Source organism: uncultured Novosphingobium sp., from assembly GCF_964277725.1.
Classification (GTDB): Bacteria; Pseudomonadota; Alphaproteobacteria; order Sphingomonadales; family Sphingomonadaceae; genus Novosphingobium; species Novosphingobium fluoreni.
Window position 1 is genome coordinate 1 of the sequence record NZ_CAXYKL010000268.1, and the last position, 15,518, is coordinate 15,518.

The 15,518-nt window shown below is 65.1% G+C and carries 11 protein-coding genes and 1 pseudogene; 7 read left to right on the forward strand and 5 right to left on the reverse strand.

What is annotated here, in order from left to right; translation table 11 throughout:
• A pseudogene (locus ACHWRX_RS14900) lies at nt 1-291 on the forward strand (glutamate-1-semialdehyde 2,1-aminomutase); the annotation flags it as partial.
• A gap of 139 nt (nt 292-430) precedes the next feature.
• Here the strand turns inward: ACHWRX_RS14900 and ACHWRX_RS14905 are convergent.
• The 3 genes from ACHWRX_RS14905 to ACHWRX_RS14915 all read right to left on the reverse strand — a co-directional run bounded on the left by ACHWRX_RS14905 (nt 431) and on the right by ACHWRX_RS14915 (nt 3,407).
• Nucleotides 431-1,081, reverse strand: a complete 651-nt coding sequence (locus ACHWRX_RS14905) for a DUF962 domain-containing protein (protein ID WP_242867223.1) — start codon at nt 1,079-1,081, stop codon at nt 431-433.
• Between the two features lie 2 nt (nt 1,082-1,083).
• Entirely contained in the window at nt 1,084-1,716 is a 633-nt protein-coding gene (locus ACHWRX_RS14910; RefSeq protein ID WP_058737895.1) for a class I SAM-dependent methyltransferase, read from the reverse strand.
• Nucleotides 1,717-1,784: 68 nt separating this feature from the next.
• Entirely contained in the window at nt 1,785-3,407 is a 1,623-nt protein-coding gene (locus ACHWRX_RS14915) for an NAD(P)/FAD-dependent oxidoreductase (protein ID WP_394659770.1), read from the reverse strand.
• 138 nt (nt 3,408-3,545) lie between these two features.
• Here ACHWRX_RS14915 and ACHWRX_RS14920 point away from each other — a divergent pair, with 138 nt between their 5' ends.
• The 3 genes from ACHWRX_RS14920 to ACHWRX_RS14930 all read left to right on the forward strand — a co-directional run bounded on the left by ACHWRX_RS14920 (nt 3,546) and on the right by ACHWRX_RS14930 (nt 10,161).
• The gene (locus tag ACHWRX_RS14920) at nt 3,546-5,639 is read left to right on the forward strand and encodes an AsmA family protein (RefSeq protein ID WP_394659771.1); all 2,094 of its coding nucleotides are present in this window, start codon (nt 3,546-3,548) and stop codon (nt 5,637-5,639) included.
• A 212-nt stretch (nt 5,640-5,851) separates the two neighbouring features.
• Nucleotides 5,852-8,182 (forward strand): TonB-dependent receptor, encoded by a 2,331-nt coding sequence (locus ACHWRX_RS14925; RefSeq protein WP_394659772.1) that lies wholly within the window; start codon nt 5,852-5,854, stop codon nt 8,180-8,182.
• Nucleotides 8,183-8,277: 95 nt separating this feature from the next.
• Entirely contained in the window at nt 8,278-10,161 is a 1,884-nt protein-coding gene (locus tag ACHWRX_RS14930) for an ABC-F family ATP-binding cassette domain-containing protein (protein ID WP_394659773.1), read from the forward strand.
• Between the two features lie 115 nt (nt 10,162-10,276).
• Here the strand turns inward: ACHWRX_RS14930 and ACHWRX_RS14935 are convergent, their stop codons facing one another.
• The gene (locus tag ACHWRX_RS14935; RefSeq protein WP_394659774.1) at nt 10,277-10,846 is read right to left on the reverse strand and encodes a DUF4142 domain-containing protein; all 570 of its coding nucleotides are present in this window, start codon (nt 10,844-10,846) and stop codon (nt 10,277-10,279) included.
• A 161-nt stretch (nt 10,847-11,007) separates the two neighbouring features.
• On the opposite strand from ACHWRX_RS14935, the gene ACHWRX_RS14940 reads away from it, so the two are divergent.
• Nucleotides 11,008-11,445: a DUF3597 family protein gene (locus tag ACHWRX_RS14940; protein ID WP_394659775.1), complete on the forward strand. Its 438-nt coding sequence runs from the start codon at nt 11,008-11,010 to the stop codon at nt 11,443-11,445.
• Here the strand turns inward: ACHWRX_RS14940 and ACHWRX_RS14945 are convergent.
• Nucleotides 11,442-12,146, reverse strand: a complete 705-nt coding sequence (locus tag ACHWRX_RS14945) for an arylesterase (RefSeq protein ID WP_394659776.1) — start codon at nt 12,144-12,146, stop codon at nt 11,442-11,444. The genes ACHWRX_RS14940 and ACHWRX_RS14945 overlap by 4 nt on opposite strands.
• A 15-nt stretch (nt 12,147-12,161) precedes the next feature.
• Here ACHWRX_RS14945 and ACHWRX_RS14950 point away from each other — a divergent pair, with 15 nt between their 5' ends.
• Nucleotides 12,162-12,860: an ABC transporter ATP-binding protein gene (locus ACHWRX_RS14950; protein ID WP_394659777.1), complete on the forward strand. Its 699-nt coding sequence runs from the start codon at nt 12,162-12,164 to the stop codon at nt 12,858-12,860.
• Nucleotides 12,857-15,385, forward strand: coding sequence for an ABC transporter permease (locus ACHWRX_RS14955; RefSeq protein ID WP_394659778.1), 2,529 nt, complete (start codon nt 12,857-12,859; stop codon nt 15,383-15,385). The genes ACHWRX_RS14950 and ACHWRX_RS14955 overlap by 4 nt, the downstream gene beginning before the upstream one ends.
• Nucleotides 15,386-15,518: the final 133 nt, after the last annotated feature.

Genomic DNA, 15,518 nt, shown 5'->3' on the forward strand with positions numbered 1-15,518 from the left:
GCGAACCTGGGCACGATCTGGACGATCTGGCACACGATGCCTTCGCGCTATCATTGGATGCTGCAATTCTATCTGAGAGCGGAGGGTCTGGCGCTGAGCTGGGTCGGCTCTGGGCGGATGATCTTCAGCCTGGCCTATGGGGATGCCGACTTCGCGCAGGTGGCTGACAGGTTCGTGGCGGCGGCAAAGCGGATGGCGGCGGATGGCTGGTGGTGGGCGCCGGAGGGAGATGCCCAGCGGGCGCTGCGCAAGGGACTTGTGCGGGAGTTTGCCGGGCATCTGCTGGGGTAAGATACTCTTGCCTCGTATCACCCCGTTCATGTCGAGCGAAGTCGAGACACGCTAGCCTTAGTGCTGCGATGTCTCGACGTCACTCGACACCAACGGCGAAGAGGCGCGCCCCCCTGGAGGCGCGCGCCCCATCCGTGCTTTACCCGATCCGTGCCGCGCGGGTTTCTGCCAGGCGCCGCACCAGTTGCGCGGGGGCCTTGCTGTACAGCCGAAAGTCGTTGAACGGGTCGGTCACGATCTTCGTGCCCCAGACCAGTCCTGTCTCGATGTCGCGGATGAAGAACAAGTGCACCACGCGGAACAGCAGGCCGCCGATGCCCAGTGCCAGCCACAGCAGGCCAAGGTGTTCCAAGAACTGCATCACACCCTGATGCGGCTCGAACGCGCCGAACAGGTCCGGTCGGATGTACAGCATCACCGGGCTCAGCAACCACAGGCCCATCAGCACCACCTTGCGGGCCAGATTATAGCCCACCTTGACCTCTTCCTTGTACTCGTGGGTGCAGTCGTTGACGTGATCGTAGCCGCGCGGCTCGAAAAAGAAGTGGCCGGCCTGCCGGCTGGTCATGGCAACGCCCCAACCCAACAGGGCTGCCAGCGCGGGCATCTTCCACATGATCGCATAGGCGACGATGAAGGTCGTCGCGCTGACGAAGTGCAGGCTCTGGTTGACCAGGCTGTGGTGATAGAACCGGTGGTCGTCCCAGCGCTGCTCGGCCAGTTGTTCGCGAAACCGGGCGATCTTGCCGGTCCCCATGGATGACGAGGCGGCTTGCGGATACTCGTGCATGGTCAACCTTGCAGCTTTCTGTAACGGACGAGGGAGAAGTGGCCGAGCGGGGGCAGGGGGCGTTGTTCCAGCAGGCGGACCTGGCCGTTGCGCTTTGCCCAGGCCTCATAGCGGGACCACGGAAACTCGGTGCGCCAGCCCAGGCGGCGGGTGATCGGCATCAGCGCCTTTTCGATGGTGTCGCGCAGCCCCCCGTTGGCGCTGATCCGGGTGGCGATCACGATTTCTCCGCCGGGGCGCACCACGCGCACGAATTCGTCCAACGCCTTTTCCGGGTTGGGCACGGCGGTGACGACATATTGCGCTACCACCACGTCGAACGCATTGTCAGGATACGTCAGCGCCTCGGCATCGCCGACCGCGATCTCCTCGACGTTCTCCAGCTTGAGCTGGTCCGCGCGGCGGCGGGCTTTTTCCAGCATGGCCTCGGAAATATCGATGCCGACCAGCCGGGTGCGTTTGCTGTAGTGGGGCAGGGAAATGCCGGTGCCGACACCCACCTCCAGGACGAGCCCGCCGATGTTCTCGGCCGCGACGATGGCCTGGCGGCGGCCGTTGGAAAAAACGCCGCCAAAGACGAGGTCATAGACCGGGGCCCACCGATCATAGGCTGCTGCAACGCTTGCTGTCTGCATGTCGTCTCCGCCGGATCACTTCTGCTGTGTGGCGGAGATGCGAGAGAATTATTTCAGCAGCGAGACAATCACGCCGCAACGATGCTTCTGGCGACGGCTTCGGCCACCTTGATCCCGTCGATCGCGGCGGAAAGGATGCCGCCGGCATAGCCCGCACCTTCGCCGGCGGGATAGAGCCCGGCGGTGTTGAGGCTCTGGAAGCTCTTGTCCCGGGTGATGCGCACGGGCGAGGATGTGCGCGTCTCCACCCCGGTCATCACCACATCGGGATGATCGTAGTTCGCCACTTGCCGCCCGAACACCGGCAGCGCCTCGCGGATGGAATCGACGACGAAGGCGGGCAGGCAGAGCGACAAGTCAGTCATGGTGACGCCCGGCTTATATGATGGGGTCACTTCACCCAAGGCCGTGGAGGGGCGACCGGCCAGGAAATCGGCCACCTTCTGCCCCGGCGCGGCGTAAGTGCCGCCACCCGCCTCGAACGCCTTGCTCTCCCAGTGGCGCTGCAAGGCGATGCCCGCCAGGGGACCGTCAGGATAGTCACGCGCGGGATCGATGCCCACGACCAGGCCGGAATTGGCGTTGAACTCGGCCCGCGAATACTGGCTCATGCCGTTGGTGACGACGCGGCCTTCCTCGGATGTGGCCGCCACCACCCGCCCGCCGGGGCACATGCAGAAGCTATAAACCGTGCGCTCATTGCTGCAGTGATGCGCCAGGGCGTAGGCCGCCGCGCCAAGGTCCGGATGACCGGCGCATTGGCCGTATCGCGCCTTGTCCACCCAGCTTTGCGGATGTTCGATCCGCACGCCGATGGAGAAGGGCTTTGCCTCCAGGTGGACGCCGCGATCGTGCAGCATCTCGAAGGTCGGCCGGGCGCTGTGGCCGATCGCCATGACGACGTGATCCGCTTCCAGGAACGAGCCATCGTGCAAGTGCAGCCCGCGCAGTTGCTGGCGGCCATCGGGTCCACGCTCCAGCGCCAGATCGTCGACCCGGGTCTGCCAGCGGTATTCGCCGCCCAGTTCCTCGATCGTGCGGCGCATGGATTCCACCATGGTGACGAGGCGGAACGTGCCGATGTGGGGATGCGCCTGCCACAGGATATCGTCGGGCGCGCCGGCTTTCACGAATTCTTCTAGCACCTTTCGGCCCAGGAAGCGGGGGTCCTTGACGCGGCAATAGAGCTTGCCGTCAGAGAACGTGCCCGCGCCGCCTTCGCCGAACTGGACGTTGGAATCCGGGTTCAGCTCTGACCGGCGCCACAGTCCCCAAGTATCCTTGGTGCGCTGGCGGACGATTTTGCCCCTATCGAGGATGATCGGGCGAAACCCCGATTGCGCCAGGATCAGCCCGGCAAAGAGCCCGCATGGCCCCGCGCCAATCACCACCGGGCGGCGGCCTGACCAGCCCTGCGGCGCATGGGCAACGAAGTGATAGGTCATGTCCGGCGTCGAGCGCACGTCCTTGTCACCTTCGAACCGGGCGAGCACCTCCGCCTCGTCGGCAATCTCGATGTCGAGCGTATAGACCAGCAGGATCGCATTCCGGCGGCGCGCGTCATTGCCGCGCTTGAACACGGTGAAGTCACGCAGCGCCGCCCGTTCGATTCCCAGGCGCGCGCAGATCGCTTCGGGCAGCGCTTCGGGCGCGTGATCGAGCGGCAGGTTCAGGCCAGAGAGGCGCAGCATCAGTTCGCTCCGCCCGCCGGGCAGGAAGGTGTATTGAATCCAAACAACATGGCCCAGCCCCTAGCGCATCCGCTCGCCGTTAACGAGTGGTCGCAAAGCGTGGCAACAAAACGGCCCTTCCAAGCGATGTGACGGCTTATGGATGCCACAAGCACCGCCGATACGAATTCCGCTGCCGCCACGGCTGAGGCCAAGGCGCTTGAACCCGGTGCGTCCGGCAAGAATGCTGCCAGGTCGCGCCGTCGCCGGCATCTGGTGCGCAACATCCTGCTGGGCGCGGTGGGCATCGTTTTTGCGGTCTGGCTGATCCTGTTCATCACCAAAGGGCGGTTCCTGAAGGGCCCGTTCGAAAGCATCGTCAGTTCCGTCGCTGGCCGCAAGGTGGCCGTGGGCGGGGATTTCCAGCTCTACTTCGCGCCGATCAAGATCAAGTTCCTCGCCGAACAGCTGGACGTTTCGAACCCGCAATGGGCACAGCGCAAAAGCTTGTTCACCGCCGGCAAGGTCGACGCCCGGATCGCGCCGCTCTCCCTGATTTTCGGCCGCAAGCGGTTCTATGCGATCGAACTGGTGAATTTCGATGCGAACCTGGAATGGGACAAGCCGCATCAGCGCAACACCTGGACCTTTGGCGACGGCAGCGGCGGCAAGGATTTCCAGATGCCGCGCATCGATCGCGCGATCCTGGCGGGCGTTCGCGTGCGCTACTACGATCCGCGCACGCCGCTGTTGGCAAACTTGCGGTTCGAGCCGATCGTGGCGAAAAATACCGAGATCGGCCAATCGGTAAAGCTGAGCGGCGATGGCCGCTTTCGGACCACGCCCTTTCGCCTTACCGCCAGCCTGCTCTCGCCCGACGCCACCGTCAGCGGCGGCAAGAACAAGCTGGTCGCCCGCGCCTTTGCCGGCAACAACGTGATCGACCTGACGGGCACCTTGCCTTCGCTGACCGAGTATCAGGGTGTGCCCTTGGCCGTCCGGGCGCAAGGGCGGGATCTGTCGCAGTTGCTGGAAATCATCGACGTCGCGATCCCGCGCACCCGCCGCTACGATATGCGCGCGACGCTGGTGAACGAGGATCAGGATTATCGTTTCACCAAGCTGCGCGGCACGTTCGGGCAGTCCGACCTGGCCGGTCAGTTCACGGTGAAGAACAACGAACGCCTTCGTCTTGACGCCGATCTTACCACCCGCAAGCTGGACATCATCGATGCCGCGCCGTTCATCGGGTACAACCCCGACACCGTCGCCAGCAAGGGCGCGATCGCGGCGGCGGCGGAGACGGGCAACGGCGGCCAGCGCATCCTGCCAGACGCCGCGCTGCCGGTTGCGATGATGCAACGCTTCGATGCCGGGCTGGACTGGAAGATCGCCACGGTCCGATCGCGCAGCCTGCCGATCTCCAATATCGACCTAAAGCTGGCGCTGGAGAAGGGACGGCTGGCGCTGTCACCGCTGACCATGTCGATGGCGCGTGGCAACCTGGCTTCCGACCTGATTTTTGATACGCGCCAGCGCCCCGCGGCGGACAGCTATGACATCCGCCTTGCCTCGACGCCGACGGCGAAGTTGCTGGCGGGATATGGCGTGTCGGAGGCGGGGACGACCGGCACGGTCAAGGGCCGCATCCAACTGAAAGGACGGGGCGACACGATCCACGATTCGCTCGCGACATCGAACGGGCGCATCGCTTTCGTGATGCCAAACGGCACGCTCTGGACCCAGTACGCACAGCTCGCAGAGCTCGATCTGGGAACGTTCGTCTACAAGATGTTCGAGGGGAAGCTGAAGAAGCCGATCGAGATCAACTGCGGTCTGATCGCCTTCACCGTGCGCGGCGGCAGCGCGGCGACCGATCCGATCCTGATAGACACGACCCGCAACGTGATCACCGGGCGTGGCGGCTTCAACTTCGGTACCGAGGCCGTGGACATTGCTTTCAAGGCCGACGCGAAGAAGTTCAGCTTGTTTTCCGGGCAATCGCCGGTCGGGATCAAGGGCCGCTTTGCCGAGCCACGTCTCGACGTGATCAGCCCCGAGCTGGTTGGCCGTGCGGGTGCGGGCATCGGCCTTGCGGTCCTTGCATCACCCGTGGCGGGGTTGCTGGCCTTCGTGGATCCGGGCAATGCCAAGTCAGCGGCTTGCGGCCCCGTCCTGTCTGCTGCGACCGCCGGCGCGCAGCGGACGACGAAGGGCAAGCCACGTGAGGACGTCAGTCCCCGCAAGCGCTGATGAGGCGGATGAGGCGGATACCCTGGGTTGGGCTTCGCCATTGTTGCACCACAGCATCACTTCGCCATCAATCAGCAACATGCCAAAGTTTTGTCATATTTCCCCCACCGGCGCGGCCTAACGGCGCGAACAGACGCTTTTGCAGGCTTCGACCGGAATGACCGGTGATGTCTCGCCAGCGCTTCAAACAGGTGGAATAAGGGAAGCAAAGAATGACATCGACCACTGCGCGCCGTGCGATCCTCGGCGCGCTCAGCCTGGGCGCAAGCATCCTGCCAGGCATCGCCATGGCACAGACCGCCGCCGCCGATGCCGGCACTGCGGCGACTGCAGCGGAAGCAAGCGATGTCGCCGGGGACATCATCGTCACCGCTCAGCGCCGCCAAGAACGCCTGACGGACGTGCCCGTCTCGGTCGGCGTGCTGCGCGGCGATGACGTGCGCACCTTCACTGCGGGTGGCGATGATACGCTGCTTTCGCTTTCGGGCCGCGTTCCCGGACTCTACATCGAATCGACCACCGGCCGCATCTTCCCCCGCTTCTACATTCGCGGCTTGGGCAATGTGGACTTCTACCTTGGCGCATCGCAGCCGGTCTCGATCATCCAGGACGATGTCGTGCTGGAGCATGTCGTCCTGAAGTCGAACCCAGTCTATGACGTGGCGCAAGTGGAAGTGCTGCGCGGCCCGCAAGGTTCGCTGTTCGGCCGCAACACCACCGCCGGCATCGTCAAGTTCGACACCGTGCGCCCCACGCAGGAGCTGAACGGCCAGGCCTCGCTCAGCGTGGGCAGCTACAAGAGCGTCAACCTGGATGCCGGGATCGGCGGCCCGATCATCGCCGACAAGGTGGCGATCCGCTTCTCCGCCCTGGTGCAGCACCGCGAAGATTATGTGGACAACACCTTCAACGGCGTCAGCGCCGACGGCACGATCACGCCGCGCAAGAACGCGATGGGTGGGTTCGACGATCGCAACGCCCGCCTGCAGCTGCTGTTCACGCCGACCGAGCGCTTCTCCGTCCTGCTTTCCGGCCACTACCGCGACTACGAGGGCACCTCGACGCTGTTCCATCGCGGTGCCTTGATCCGGGGCTCGAACGACCCGGTTGGCCCGCGAAATTCGGTTGCTTACGACGAGGCGCAGAACAACCCGCAGGCTTACAAGACCAAGGGCGCATCTGCCCACGTCACCTGGGATTTCGGCGGCGCGGCGCTGACGTCTATCACCGCTTACGAGACCACCAAGGGCTATAGCCGTGGCGATACCGATGGTGGCGCGGCGGCGAACTTCCCGGTCAACGGCGTGCCCAACGGCTTTGGCCAGTCGCAGGGCCAGATCCGCGATCTCGATCAATGGTCGCAGGAACTGCGCCTAGCCAGCAGCGGGCAGACCGCGTTCAAGTGGCAGCTGGGCGGCTTTTATTTCGACAGCCGCGACACGACCGATTTCTACCAGCGCGGCTATTTTCTGACCACGGCGGCCCGCAATCCCAACAACTGGGTGCGCCTGCGCAACGTCAACACCTCCTGGGCGCTGTTCGGCCAGGCAAGCTACGACCTGACCGAGAAGCTGACGCTGACCGCAGGTGCGCGCTACACCGAGGATGACAAGAAGACGCGACTGCTGAAGACGGCTGACACCGCCGCAGGCGTGGTGACTTACGGCGGCCGCCGCTTCGTGGAACTGAAGGGCAAGAAGCCAAGCTGGGATGTCAGCGCGCTCTATCGCGTCAGCCCCGACTTCTCGCTCTATGCACGCGTGGCGCGTGGCTTCCGAGGACCCACGATCCAAGGGCGCTCGGCGGTGTTCAACTCGGACTTCACTACCGCCAATTCCGAAACGATCACTTCGGGTGAAGTCGGCTTCAAGAGCCAGATCGGCAACACGCTGCGCTTCAACGCCAGTGCCTTTGCTTGGCGCCTGAAGAACATCCAGCTGAACGGCAACGATTCGAACGGCAACGGCGTGCTCTTCAATGCCGACAAGGCCGACGCCTACGGCCTGGAAGCGGACCTTGAGTATCGTCCGGTGCAGAACCTGTCCTTCACGCTGGGTGGCAGCCTGCTGCACACCGAGATCAAGGATAAGCGCGTGTTCGCGCAGGCGTGCAGCCTGAACGGCGTGCTGGTATGTACGGTCAACAATCCGGTCTTCACGCGCGGTGCCGTGGGTTCGCCCACCCGGACCTACTTCGCCCAGATCGACGGCAACCCGCTGCCCAACGCGCCCAAGTGGATGCTGAACGCCACCGCCCGCTATGACCTGCCGGTCGGCGAGCGTGGCAAGTTCTTCATCGCTACCGACTGGAACGTGCAGGGCTACACCAACTTCGTGCTCTATCGCACGGACGAGTTCTACTCGAAGGGCAACTTCGAGGGCGGCTTGAAGGTCGGTTACGATACCGGTGACTTCGAGATCGCGGGCTTCGTGCGCAACATCACGAACGAGAAGAACCTGAAGGGCGTGATCGAGAACTACATGGCGGCGGTCTATAACGAACCGCGCATCATCGGCGTCTCGCTGAGCGGCAAGATCCGCTGAGCTGGGCCTGACATGAGAGATCGAGCCGTGGCCTCTCGTCACGGCTCGATCCTCACGGCTCGATTCTATCGGCCTTCGCTGCTAAGGGCGCGGCCATGTTGAATATCTCGGGCATCACCGTGCGCCTTGGCGGGCGCACTATTCTTGACCAGGCGACCGCTGCGATCCCCACCGGCGCGCGGGTCGGGCTGATCGGCCGCAACGGCGCGGGCAAGTCCACGCTGATGAAGGTTATGATCGGCCAGCTGGAGCCGGACGACGGCGCGATAGAAATGCCCAAGCGCGCGCGGCTGGGCTATATCGCGCAGGAGGCCCCCAGCGGCACGCTGACGCCGTTCGAGACGGTGCTGGCCGCCGATGTCGAGCGCACGGCGCTGCTGGAAGAATCCGAAACCTGCGTCGATCCCGATCGCCTGGGCGACGTGCATGAGCGGCTTCTGGCGATCGACGCCTACAGCGCGCCCGCGCGTGCCGCGCGCATCCTCATCGGTCTGGGTTTTGACGAGGCGATGCAGGCCGAGCCGATGGACAGTTTTTCGGGCGGGTGGAAGATGCGCGTCGCGCTGGCCAGCCTGCTGTTCTCGCAACCCGACCTGCTGCTGCTTGACGAGCCTTCCAACCACCTGGACCTGGAAGCGACGCTGTGGCTGGAAAACTTCCTGCGCGCCTATCCCGGCACCCTGATCGTAATCAGCCACGAGCGTGATCTGCTGAACAACGTGGTCGACAATATCCTGCACCTCCAGGGCGGCAAGGTAACGCTCTATCCCGGCGGTTACGACAGCTTCGAGCGGCAGCGGGCCGAGCGTGCGGCGCAACTGGCGGCGGCCAAGGCGTCTCAGGATGCGCAGCGCGCCAAGTTGCAGGACTACGTCAACCGCAACAGCGCGCGAGCCTCCACCGCCAAGCAGGCGCAGTCCCGTGCCAAGATGCTGGCGAAGATGCAGCCCGTCGTCGCGATGATGGAAGATCCGTCGCTGACGTTTGACTTTCCGAGCCCCAAGGAACTGCGTCCGCCATTGATCACGCTGGACAATGCGGCGGTGGGCTACGTTGAGGAGAAGCCGATCCTGCGCCGCCTGGGCCTGCGGATCGATCCCGACGATCGCATCGCGCTGCTAGGGCGCAACGGCAATGGCAAGACCACGCTGGCCCGCCTATTCGCTCAGCAGTTGAAGCCGATGGAAGGCGAGATGAACATCTCGGGCAAGCTCGCCATCGGCTATTTCACGCAGTATCAGGTGGAGGAACTGGCCGGCAGCGATACGCCGCTGGTGCACATGACCCGCGCGATGGACGGCAAGCCGACTGCGCAGATCCGGGGTCAGCTGGGCCGCTTCGGCTTCTCGGGGGAACGCGCGCTGACGCCGGTTTCCAAGCTCTCGGGCGGCGAGCGCGCGCGGTTGGCGCTGGCGCTGGTTACGCGCGATGCGCCGCACTTGCTGATCTTGGACGAGCCGACCAACCACTTGGACGTCGACGCGCGCGAGGCACTAGTCCAGGCCCTCAACGCTTATGAAGGCGCGGTGATCCTGATCAGCCACGACCGCCATATGGTGGAGCTGACGGCGGATCGGCTGGTGCTGGTCGATGGCGGTGAGGCCCGCGAATATGCCGGTAGCATGACCGATTACATGGACTTCGTGCTGGGCCGCAATCAGCCCAAGGCGGACGGGAAGGGCAAGGGGAAGTCAGCGGAAAAGCCCGCTCCGGTCGATCAGAAGGCGGTAAGCGCCAACTGGAAGGAGCAAAAGGAGCTGGAGAAGCAGTTCGCTCGCGCCGAAACCGCGATTGCGCGTGTCCAGTCCCGTGTCGCCGAGATCGAGGATGCCATGGTCACGCCCAAGCGGCCGCCCCACAACCTGGCGGGGCTGACGACCGGCCAGCTGGCTAAGGAGCGCGAGCAGGCGCTGGCCGACTTGGCAAACGCGGAAGCGGACTGGCTGGCCCTCAGCGAACGCTTGGAGGCGTTCGCCTAGGGTTCGATCGCCACCCCCTCCGTTCGTATCGAGCGAAGTCGAGATACGCGGGCCAATCCAAACACGTCTCGACTTCGCTCGGCCCGAACGGGGGGCGGGCTGGAGGCGAGAGGCGTTACAGCCCCTTTGCCATGTTGAAGTGCGCGGTTACCGCCGGGATCATTTCGGTGGCGAAGCTCTTCAGGCCCGCCACATCACCGCCGGTTGCGTAAGCCTTCAACGCATTCAGAGTGCTCTGATGCGCATCGACCTGGGCCGCGGCGTAGGCTTTGTCGAACTCCTCGCCGGACTTGCCTTGCAGATCGCTCAAGACTTGCTGCTGCTGAGTGGTCATTGCCGCATCAGGGACGATCTTGGGCGTGGCGGATGCGGCGGCGGCCTCCAGCTTCTTGCTGGACTCGGTGTGCGCCTTGATCATCTGCTGTGCGAAGGTCTTGACCTTGGCGGAACTGGCCTTGTCGGCGGCGAGCTGGGATGTGGCGATTTCAAAAGCGTCGCTAGCGGCGGCGGTATCGGCAAAGACCTGGCTGGGACTGCGCTGGACTTCGGCGGCAGGGGTAACGCCGGGGATCGTGCTATCGGTTGCGGCGCTGGTTGCCGTGGCGTCACCAGCAGGCGCCTCTTTCTTGCACCCCGCCAGCGCCAGAGCGGCGACGGATACGGCGATCAGGGTCGTGTGCTTCATGATGGTCTCCAGCCGATTTCGGGTAACAGGCCTACGCGATGGTGACCTAACGACCTGAGCGACCTTCCCGTTCCCCCGGACCTTTCGCGCCCTCATGCGTTAAGCTTTCAAAGGTCAGCCCGGCACAAGTCGGTCCTCAACGTCTCAGCAGGAGCTTCTTCATGAGCGTATTCGGCAATATCCTGAACAAGATCTTCCATCGCGGGGGAGAGGCCAAGCCTGCCCCGGCCGCTCCGGCGCCCGCTTCTACGCCGCAAGCCACCGCGCCCGTGCAACCGGCGCCCGCCACGCCGCCGCCGGCCCAGACGAACGCGCCTTTGTCTTCCCAGCCGGCCCAATCGGTCGATGTCGGTGCCGTGTTGCAAGCGATGGCGGAGATGAAGCCGGACCACGGCGGCAACTACAAGACCTCCATCGTCGATCTGCTCAAGCTGCTGGACCTCGATTCCAGCCTGTCCGCCCGCAAGGAGCTGGCGGAAGAGCTGAACGTCCACGCCGGCGATCATGGCAGCGCCGAGCAGAATATCGCCCTGCACCGTGCGGTGATGGACAAGCTGGCCGAAAATGGCGGTATCGTGCCGGACAGCTTGCGGAATTAAGGGCGGTTCAGCGCCTTGGCCACCAGCGGCTCAACCCTGCTGGTGATCAGGGCGATGCCCTGCGGCTTGGGATGCACGCTGTCCGCCTGCATAAGCTCGGGCTTCGTGATCACGCCGTCGAGGAAGAAGGGATAGAGGACCGCGTCGTAGCGCTCGGCCAGATCGCCATAGATCGGGTTGAAGCGCGCGGCATAGTCCTTGCCCATGTTGGGCGCGGCGACCATTCCGGTCAGCATGATCGGAATGCCGCGCTTGTGCAATTCCTCGCAGATGGCGGTCAGGTTCTTGCGGGTTTCAGTGGGATCGATGCCGCGCAGCATGTCGTTGCCGCCCAGATTCACCATCGCGAGATCGGGCTTGCGTGGCAGGCCGTCCATCGTGAAGGCCAGCCGCCGCAGCGCTGCGGCGGTGGTGTCACCTGAGACCCCGGCATTCTGCACCGACACGGCAAGACCGTCTTTCCGCAGCGATTGCTCCAGCATCGCGGGAAAGCTCTGCCGTGGTTCCACGCCGTAGCCCGCGTAAAGACTGTCTCCGAAGGCCAGGATCAGCTTGCCATCGGCAACCGGGGCCTGAGCGGCCACGGCATCGCTGCTGGAACCTTGCGAGGGCTGCTGCGCCGCATCATTCTCACGCGAGCAGGCCGTCAGGCCTTGGAGTAGCAACAATGCGCCCGCATATGGGGCCAGCCTGTTGAGCAAGGAAATTCTCCGTCCATGTCGTTTGATCCGGTTGCGGATATCGCTATTCGCACGCGCAATGTCACCCTGACACTCGGCAGCCGCGATGCGCCGACGCCGATTTTGCGGGGTATCGACCTGGAGATCGCCCAGGGCGAGAGCGTCGCCATCCTGGGGCCGTCGGGTTCGGGCAAGTCTTCGCTGATGGCGATCCTGGCCGGGCTGGAGCAGGCGAGCGGCGGGGGCGTCAGCGTGGGCGGTGTCGCCTTCGCCACGCTGGACGAGGATGGCCTGGCCCGCGCCCGCCGTGGCCGGATCGGCATTGTGTTGCAGGCGTTCCATCTGCTGCCCACGATGACGGCGCTGGAAAACGTGGCGGTGCCGCTGGAACTGGCGGGGGAGGGAGACGCCTTCGCGCGCGCTGAGGCCGAGCTGGTGGCTGTGGGCCTGGGTCATCGTCTGACGCACTATCCGGTGCAGCTTTCCGGCGGAGAGCAGCAGCGTGTGGCCATCGCCCGCGCCGTAGCCCCGCGGCCGCGCATCCTGTTCGCCGACGAGCCCACGGGCAATCTCGATGGCAAGACCAGCGACGCGATCGTAGAACTTCTGTTCCAGCGCCAGCGGGATGCCGGGGCGACGCTGATCATTATCACCCATGACCCTGAACTGGCCCGGCGCTGCAAACGCGTGCTGACCATGGCCGATGGCCGCATCGCATCGGACACCCGCGCTTGAGCGGGTTTACAACGCTTAGCTGGCGGGAGAGCTGGCGGATCGCGCGGCGCGATCTGGACGGGGGTTTGCGCGGCCTGCGCTTGCTGCTGGTCTGCCTTTTCCTGGGCGTGGCGACGCTGGCCACCATCGGCAGCCTGACGAGCGCGATCACCTCCGAACTGGCCACGCGAGGCCGAGTGCTGCTGGGCGGCGATGTCGAGATCGGCATGACGCAGCGGCAGGCCTCGCCCGCAGAACATGCGCAGTTTGCCGCGATGGGCCGCGTGAGCGACACCATCCGCACCCGCGCGATGGCCCAGCGCGTCGGCCTGGCCGAGGGCGCGCCCGGCTCGGTTCTGACCGAGCTGAAAGGCGTCGATCAGGCGTTTCCGCTGTATGGGCAGATGAAGCTGGCCGATGGCCGCTATCGCCCGCTGGCGGCGGACGGGGTGATCATCGATCGCGCGCTGGCCGATCGCCTGCTGCTGAAACCCGGCGATCGGATGATCTACGGCGATGCCTCGTTCCGCGTGGCCGGGGTGATCGCCGATGAACCGGATCGCGTGGGCGAGGGCTTCACGCTGGGGCCCGTCGCCATCGTCTCGCTGGACGGCTTCAAGCGCACGGGCTTGTTGCAGCCCGGCGCGCTATACAAGGCAAAGTACCGCATTCGCCTTTCGCCGGGCGTCGATCCCGTGGCGATGGTGGAGCGACTGAAGGCGAAATATCCCTCGTCGGGATGGGAGTACAAGGACCGCGACCATGCCGCGCCAGGGGCGGTGCGCTTCTTCGAGCGGATGGGCCAGTTCCTATCGCTGATCGGCCTTGCCGCACTGGTGATCGCCGGTATCGGAGTGAGCAACGGCGTGGCATCATATCTGGGAATGCGGCGCGGCAGCATCGCCACGTTCAAGATCCTGGGAGCGACGTCTGCGGATATCGCCCGCATCTATCTGCTGGAGATCGGCGCGGTCGCCGGGCTGGCGGTGATCGCAGGGCTGGTCGCCGGCGCGCTTCTGCCGATCGCGTTGGTGTGGCTGGTGCGCGATGTCCTGCCGGTAGCACCCGGCGTCGGCTTCTTCCCGATCCCGCTGGTGAGCAGTGCCGCTTACGGCCTGCTGATCGCCTTGGCCTTTGCCTTGCCCCCGCTCGCCCGCGCCCGGCGGCAACCGGCGGCGGCGCAGTTTCGTGGTGGAGTTGAGACGCGCGGCAGGACCGATCGGCGTACCTTGCTGCAAGTCGCGGCAGCGGGCGCGGCCGTGGTGGCGCTAGCGCTGCTGACGGCGCGCGAGCCGCTGTTTGCCGCCGCCGTGCTGGGATCGGTCGGTGCGGTGCTGCTGATCCTGCTGGGTATCGGCAGCGCGATCCGTTGGGCATCTTCTCGACTGCCGCGTCCGCGCCGTCCGCTGCTGCGCCTTGCCCTCGCCAATCTGCACAGGCCGGGCGCGCAGACCGTGGCGCTGGTCATCGCGTTGGGTCTGGCGCTGACGCTGTTCGTCACGCTCGCGGCGATCCAGACCAGCCTGAATAGCGAGATCACCCGCGCCGTGCCGCAACGGGCGCCCAAGCAGTTCGTGCTGGATATTCCTTCCGAAGAGCGCGCCCGCTTCGTCTCAGTGGTGCAGGGGCAAGCGCCGGAAGCCAAGCTGAACATCGTGCCCTCGCTGCGCGGCACGATCACCGCCTACGGTGCGCAGCGGGTGGCCGATTTGCCCCAGATTCCGGACAAGGCCTGGTTCCTGCGGGGTGAGCGGGGGGTGACATATTCGCAGGATCTGCCCGAAGGCAGCGAGCTGGTGGACGGAGCATGGTGGCCGGCCGATTATGCCGGGCCGCCGCTGGTCTCGCTCGACCGGGAGGCCGCGCGCACGCTGGGCATCAGGGTGGGCGATACCCTGACGGTAAGCGTGCTGGGGCGTGAGATCGTGGCGCGCATCGCCTCGCTGCGGCAGGTGAACTGGGAGACGATGGGCTTCAACTACGTCATGGTCTTCTCACCCAACACCCTGCGCGCGGCGCCCCACAGCCTGACATCGACCATCGACATGGATGCACGCCACGAAGGTCCGGTATCGCGCGCGCTGCTGAAAGCGTTTCCGTCCGCCTCGGTCATCGCGGTCAGCGAAGTGCTGGGGCAAGTGCGCAAGATCCTGGACCAGATGGCGACGGCGATCCTCCTTTCCGCCTCGGTGGCGATCCTGGCGGGTATCGCGGTGCTGGTGGGCGCGATCGCCGCCTCTCGGCAGGCGCGCAGCTATGACAGCGTGATCCTGAAGACGCTGGGGGCGACGCGATGGCAGATCCTGGCGGCTCAGGCGCTGGAGTACGGCTTGCTTGCCGCGACGCTGTGTCTGCTGGCGCTGGGCCTCGGCACGCTGGCGGCGTGGTACGTGATCGTGGAGGTGTTCGCGTTTCGTTGGGCCCCCGATTGGGGCGTGGTACTGGCGACGCTGGGCGCCGGTGCGGTGCTGACACTGGGGATCGGGCTGATCGGATCGCTACCGCTGCTGGCGGTGCGGGTGGCCCCGGCCTTGCGGCGATTGTGAGGGGCGGGGCCGATATCGGACGCGAACGGACTAATCCCACCTCCGTTCGTGTCGAGCCAAGTCGGGACACGCGAGCACAGCGCTGGCGTATCGCGACTTCGCTCAATACGAACGGGGTAGCAAAAGCAGGAGG